The sequence below is a fragment of the Mucilaginibacter sp. P2_A5 genome, assembly GCF_056404995.1.
In genome coordinates this window covers 83,206-89,399 of sequence record NZ_JBFUCY010000032.1, presented here as the reverse complement: position 1 = coordinate 89,399, position 6,194 = coordinate 83,206, and the positions used below count along the sequence as shown (strand labels likewise).

Genomic DNA, 6,194 nt, shown 5'->3' with positions numbered 1-6,194 from the left:
ACTTATGGCTCAGGAGAGCGATAGATAAAAAAGGCACGCTGCCATACGGGAATGCTGCTGATAACAGTATCACCAAAATGCTTACGCTATTTCCTGAAGCAAAACTCAGGGGCGGGTAAAAAACACCAGGAGCTAAACTGCTACGCTGCCATAAGTTGCTTTTCGCAAAATTCGGAAATAGCTTGTCATCTGCAATGCCATTATTTGTGCGCAAATAAAACTTACTCAGGATGACAGGAAAATGGCATTCGTTAACTAGCACCAACAAAAAAACTAACACCCGAAAAATCGTGTTAAATGTTAAAGGAATATCGGCCTATCCAGTTTTATCGCAATCCTGTAAGCCGCGTTCATTAATCCTACATGACTATAGGCCTGCGGAAAATTTCCCCATTGGCTACCGTCATTTTCGTCAACATCCTCGCTGAAAAGCAGCAGGTGGTTGGAGTACTTGAGCAGATTGCCAAACTCACGCTGGGCATCGTCTAAGCGGCCAACGCTGGCCAGGGCTTCAACGTACCAAAAGGCGCAGATAAGGAAAGTGGTTTTAGGTTTACCAAAATCATCCTTGTATAAATATCTGTAAAATAGTCCATTAGATGCTTTTAGTTCATTTTCCAATGCAATTAAATGATCCTTGGCCCGCTGCGATGTTGGGTCGAGGTAATTCATCATAATAAGCTGCAAGGTACTGGCATCCAGGTTTGAACTGCCTGCCGAATTCGTGTATACCTTCCTGATGGGATCATAACAGCTTTCAATATGCGCGGCCGCGCGTTCTTTTAAGGCTATAGCCTTATCAATCAATTCTTTATTATCAATTGTACGTGCCATTTTTTCGGCAGCAGAAGCACCCGCCCATTGAAACAAATTACTGTAACAGTGAATATTGGCCATGTTACGGAACTCCCAGATACCGGCGTCTTTTTCGTCAATTGTGAATTCAATCTTCTTCAGCAAAAACTCAATCCATCGTACCGAGTCTTTTCTTTCGGAGAAAACAAAGCGATGATCGGTATAAAGTGGTAACATAGAGATCATTACCTGCCCGTAAATATCGTTCTGAATGTGTTCAGATGCCTGGTTGCCAACACGCACCGGCTGGTTGCCCAGGTAACCTTCCAAATCGGTTAAAACATTTTCTACCAAATCTTTTTTACCGGTGATACTGTACAGTGGCTGGTAGCGTTCGTTTGTTGAAAAAGATATATCGGTAACGTAGCTAAAATACCGTTCCATTTCTTCAAAATGACCAATGTGGTTAAGCGCGGTTATCACATAGTAGGTATCGCGCAGCCAGCAGTACCTATAATCCCAATTACGGCCACTTCCCGGCGATTCCGGCAAACTGGTAGTGCTGGCGGCAATAATGGCTCCTGTGTCCTCAAACTGGTGTATTTTCAAAGCCAGTCCCGACCGGATGACATAGGGTTGAAAATAAGTGGCGATAGAGGAGTGTTTAATCCAGGTGCGCCAGTATTGGATAGTTTCGGATAAAAAACGTTCGGCAGTTGTAATTAATGGCGCCTCCAATGGTTCGCCATAAGTGAGCGCCAGGTATTTGATTTCGTTGAGCACAAATGGCTGCTCGTCGAAAACATAGCTGATAGGAATATTGGTGGTAAGCCTGATATTTTCTTCGCCACCCAGGTATTGTATGTGGTTACTGCCCCGGTTTACCTTCAGCTTTACCGCGCCATACTCAGAAACCGGCTCACATTTTACCTTAACCCTCGGCGATCCTTCGATGGCTTCAATTTTCCTGAACAGCATCAATGGTTTGTAATAACGCTGGTGTTGGTAAAAACGGGGAGCAAAGTCGGTTACCCGGTACATGCCGCCGGTGGCGGGACTAATTTCGGTAATCAAAACGTTGGTATTCTCCAGGTAATACTGGTGGGATGTAAACTCACCTTCAGGTAAAATCGAAAATTCGCCGCCCTTTTTCTTATCCAGTAAACCACCAAAAATGAAGGTGCTGTCAAATCGGGGCCAGCAAAGCCACTCTATATTTGTATTTTTATGTATATGCGCCAAAAAAGCGCAGTTTCCAATTATCCCGGTATCGTAGGTATGTCGTTCCATTAATATTGATTTTAGCCTGATTAAAATGTTCAACAACCTACCTTGTGTAATGTTGGCGTAAAAAGCAGTATAATTTCTGATTAATTTGGATTTGTCAATTAATGTATATTAACTTAGTAGACTTTAATCTACTTAAATTATAATTAGTCATGAGTTTACGATTAGGCGACAAAGCCCCAAATTTTCAAGCAAAAACCTCGGCAGGAGAAATAGACTTTTACGAATACCTTGGCGATAGCTGGGGAGTATTATTCTCTCACCCAGGCGATTACACACCGGTTTGTACTACCGAACTTGGTAAAACAGCCGCCTTAAAAGATGAATTTGCTAAGCGCAATGTTAAGGTTTTAGCACTTAGCGTTGATTCGGTTGAATCGCATACCGGCTGGATAAACGATATTAACGAGACGCAGGGCGTAGAGGTAAACTTCCCGATCATCGCCGATGAAGACCGTAAAATTTCTGAGGCTTACGATATGATCCACCCAAATGCATCAGTAAATGCAACGGTGCGTTCATTGTTTATTATCGGGCCTGATAAATCTGTTAAGTTAATTATTACCTATCCGGCGTCAACAGGGCGTAATTTCCAGGAAATTTTAAGGGTTATTGATTCGTTGCAATTAACGGCCAATTACGGTGTTGCTACACCAGCCGATTGGAAAGACGGAGAAGACGTTGTTGTGGTACCTGCTACCAAGACAGAAGACATTCCGGCCAAATTTCCAAAGGGTTTTACACTCATAAAACCTTACTTACGCACTACTCCGCAACCAAATAAATAATTTTATTTGGTTTATTAATTATTTTATATATTTGAAAAAGATAGGGTTATCTATTCCGTCTGAACATTAAAACCATTTTATTTTCAGTTTGGCTTTAGTTTTTAATCTCACAACAATTTTTTAATACGATAATTATAATTATGAAAACTGGAAAAGTAAAATGGTTTAACACACAAAAAGGTTATGGCTTTATTGTTACCGAAGACGGTAAAGATCTTTTTGTACACTTTAAAGACGTGCAAGGCGGCGTAAATGCCATTAAAGATAATGATAGCGTTACTTACGAAGTGGAAGAAGGCAGAAAAGGATTACAGGCAGTAAATGTTAAAAAAGCATAGTTAACCAAAGTTCTTAACGAGAGACCTCTGCATACACAGGGGTTTTTTTTGTGCTGTTTTTTTGAAACTATATATATAATTCTGCTACTTTAGCCATCCAATTATTATAATTATGACCGATGTTACCGCCGCTAAGGCCACCAGGAACATGATATTCCTTGTACTTGTTGCTTCCCTGGGCTATTTTGTTGATATCTATGATCTTTTAGTCTTTTCGATAGTGCGTAAAGCCAGCTTGCTGGATATTGGCGTTTCTGCGGCAGATGTATTACCTAAAGGTGTTTTTATCATTAACGTGCAGATGTTTGGCCTTTTATTGGGGGGCATTTTATGGGGTGTAATTGGCGATAAGCTGGGCCGTATTAAAGTGCTGTTTGGTTCCATTCTGTTATATTCGGTAGCCAATTTTGCCAACGCCTACGTGCACGATGTAAATACCTATGCATTGGTTAGGTTTATTGCAGGCATTGGCCTTGCCGGCGAACTTGGCGCGGGCATTACCCTGGTAAGCGAAACTTTGAGTAAAGAAAAACGCGGATACGGAACCATGATTGTAGCCGTAATTGGTTTATTTGGCGCGGCAGCAGCTGTAATGGTAGCTAAACATGGCTGGCAAAATGCCTATAAAGTAGGTGGGGGGCTTGGTATATTATTATTACTTTTAAGAATAGGAACTTTTGAATCGGGTATGTTTAAAAACATCGAGCAAAGCAAAGTATCAAAAGGAAACTTCTTCATGTTATTCAGCAGCTGGGATAAATTTAAAAAATACATTTATTGTATCCTTATCGGGGCGCCATTATGGTATGTGGTAGGTGTATTGGTTACCTTATCGCCCGAGTTTGGCAAAGCCATGGGGGCAAAAGAAGCTCTAAGCGCTGCTGATGGGGTTTTATATACATACATCGGGATAGCCATTGGTGATATTTTTGCCGGGCTGCTTGCCCAGATCACCAAATCAAGAAAACTTACCATGGCGGTATTCTTGTTGTTATCGGTGGTGAGCGTTATATTCTATTTAAGCTCAAAAGATTTAACCAATGCCCGGTTTGTTTGGCTCTGCTTTTTCATGGGCTGTTCTGTTGGCTACTGGGCCACATTTGTTACCATTGCAGCCGAGCAATTTGGCACCAACATTCGCTCAACAGTTACCACCACAGTTCCAAATTTTGTAAGGGGATCTTTAATTCCAATCAATATGGCTTTTGCAGCTTTTGTAAAAAGCTACGGCATGGTTACAAGCGGTTATATCATGATGGGTATCCTTACACTTATCGCCTTGTTTTCACTAAGTCAGCTAAAGGAAACTTTTGGTAAAGATTTGGATTATGTGGAGATTAGTTAGGGTTGGTGAATAGTTGATTAAGTTGGATTGGTTGATTAGGTTAGAAACCTGAACTACGGCAATCCGGTTAACTTCTGTTTTTTTATATCCGATGCTAACCACTCACCCAATCAACCACTCACTTAATCAACCAAAAAAATTACATTTGCATTAATGATAAGCAAAGAACAGATAGCTGCAGACTACCAGCAGATACAGGACGAAATATGCCAGGGGCTTGAACTGGCCGATGGGAAAGCTAAATTTGAAGAAGAAAAATGGGAGCGGGAAGGCGGCGGCGGCGGCCGTACGCGTGTTATCCAAAACGGCAATATTTTTGAAAAAGGGGGCGTAAACTTTTCGGCCGTGCATGGCCAGCTACCCGATAGTATGAAAAGAGCTTTGCAGGTAGAATCTGATGATTTTTTTGCTACCGGTGTTTCTATCGTGATCCATCCAAACCACCCGATGGTGCCTATCATCCACATGAACATCCGTTATTTCGAAATGCCTTCATCTATGAATGGCAATAAACAACCCATCCGTTGGTTTGGCGGCGGTATCGACCTTACACCGCATTATGTTATTGAAGAGGATGCTAAGTTTTTTCATACCAGCTTAAAAGCGGTTTGCGATAGTTACTATCATGATTTTTATCATCGGTTTAAGCTTTGGGCCGATGACTATTTTTACATCAAACACCGGAACGAAACCAGGGGTATCGGCGGTATTTTTTACGACAGGCTGACTGCCAATGATGAATTGTCATGGGAAAATATCTTCGATTTTTCGAAAGCCTTAGGGCGTTCTTTTATTCCAACTTATACCGAATTGGTTAACCGCAACCGAAATAAACCGTTTACAGAAGATGAGCAGTTGTGGCAATACCAACGCCGCAGCCGCTATACCGAGTTTAACCTGGTTTATGACGCCGGCACCAAATTTGGCCTGGAAACCAATGGGCGTATCGAATCGATATTGATGAGCCTGCCGCCAACCGCCAAGTGGGTGTATAACTACCAGGCAACGCCGGGCAGCGAGGAAGAAAAAACACTATCTTTATTAAAAAAAGGAATTAACTGGGCTTAATATCATTACCTATGAAAAAGCTTGTGCTGCCAATTTTAACAATTTGCTTTTTATGCTCCTTTGGCGCTATGGATTACCCGCTTAAAGGGGTATGGGAATATAGGGGAGGTGTGGTTAACGGCAAAACGGACAGCGCTTCAACTGCTTACTCCTTACAGCGTACCTACGATAAATCGCATTATAAAGCCGTTTTAAAGGAAAAGGGCGAAAAGGACGTGGTTTACGAAAAAGGAGATTACCAATTGCAGGCCGATACTTGTTTTGAAACACAAACCTACAGCTTGCAAACCTCAGAATTACTCAATAAAGTAGTGAAATATACCTATGCAATTAGTAATGATACACTTAAATTATTCACCGTTTTGCCCAATGGTAATAAGATTGAAGATCACTGGGTAAAAATCAAATAAACCAAACCTGCAACGTTAATAAATTAGCTTGTGTGTATAAATTATGCATGCATATTGTTGCCAACAATTGGCACATTAGTCAACTATTTTCTTAACTTCGCAGGTCGTTTAAAAATCAATTTTTAACACGAAAAACAGAGAGAAGGTTCTACAAATAAATAAA

Annotated in this window: 6 protein-coding genes; 5 read left to right on the top strand and 1 reads right to left on the bottom strand. The window is 41.3% G+C overall.

The window, feature by feature from the left end; genetic code table 11:
* Positions 1-300 precede the first annotated feature (300 nt).
* Positions 301-2,085 (bottom strand): glycoside hydrolase family 15 protein, encoded by a 1,785-nt coding sequence (locus tag AC1DXF_RS23745; RefSeq protein ID WP_477451190.1) that lies wholly within the window; start codon positions 2,083-2,085, stop codon positions 301-303.
* Positions 2,086-2,234: 149 nt separating this feature from the next.
* Here AC1DXF_RS23745 and AC1DXF_RS23740 point away from each other — a divergent pair, with 149 nt between their 5' ends.
* From AC1DXF_RS23740 to AC1DXF_RS23720, 5 genes are all read left to right on the top strand, one after another.
* Positions 2,235-2,870 carry a peroxiredoxin gene (locus tag AC1DXF_RS23740; RefSeq protein WP_477451189.1) on the top strand — a complete coding sequence of 212 codons (636 nt, stop codon included), beginning with the start codon at positions 2,235-2,237 and terminating at the stop codon, positions 2,868-2,870.
* 140 nt (positions 2,871-3,010) lie between these two features.
* Complete coding sequence (locus AC1DXF_RS23735) at positions 3,011-3,208, top strand: cold-shock protein (RefSeq protein ID WP_090650362.1); 198 nt, start codon at positions 3,011-3,013, stop codon at positions 3,206-3,208.
* A 112-nt stretch (positions 3,209-3,320) separates the two neighbouring features.
* Positions 3,321-4,553, top strand: a complete 1,233-nt coding sequence (locus AC1DXF_RS23730) for an MFS transporter (RefSeq protein WP_477451188.1) — start codon at positions 3,321-3,323, stop codon at positions 4,551-4,553.
* A 153-nt stretch (positions 4,554-4,706) separates the two neighbouring features.
* On the top strand, positions 4,707-5,621 hold the full coding sequence (gene hemF, locus AC1DXF_RS23725) for an oxygen-dependent coproporphyrinogen oxidase (RefSeq protein WP_477451187.1): 915 nt from the start codon (positions 4,707-4,709) through the stop codon (positions 5,619-5,621).
* 11 nt (positions 5,622-5,632) lie between these two features.
* Entirely contained in the window at positions 5,633-6,031 is a 399-nt protein-coding gene (locus AC1DXF_RS23720) for a hypothetical protein (RefSeq protein ID WP_477451186.1), read from the top strand.
* Positions 6,032-6,194 lie beyond the last annotated feature (163 nt).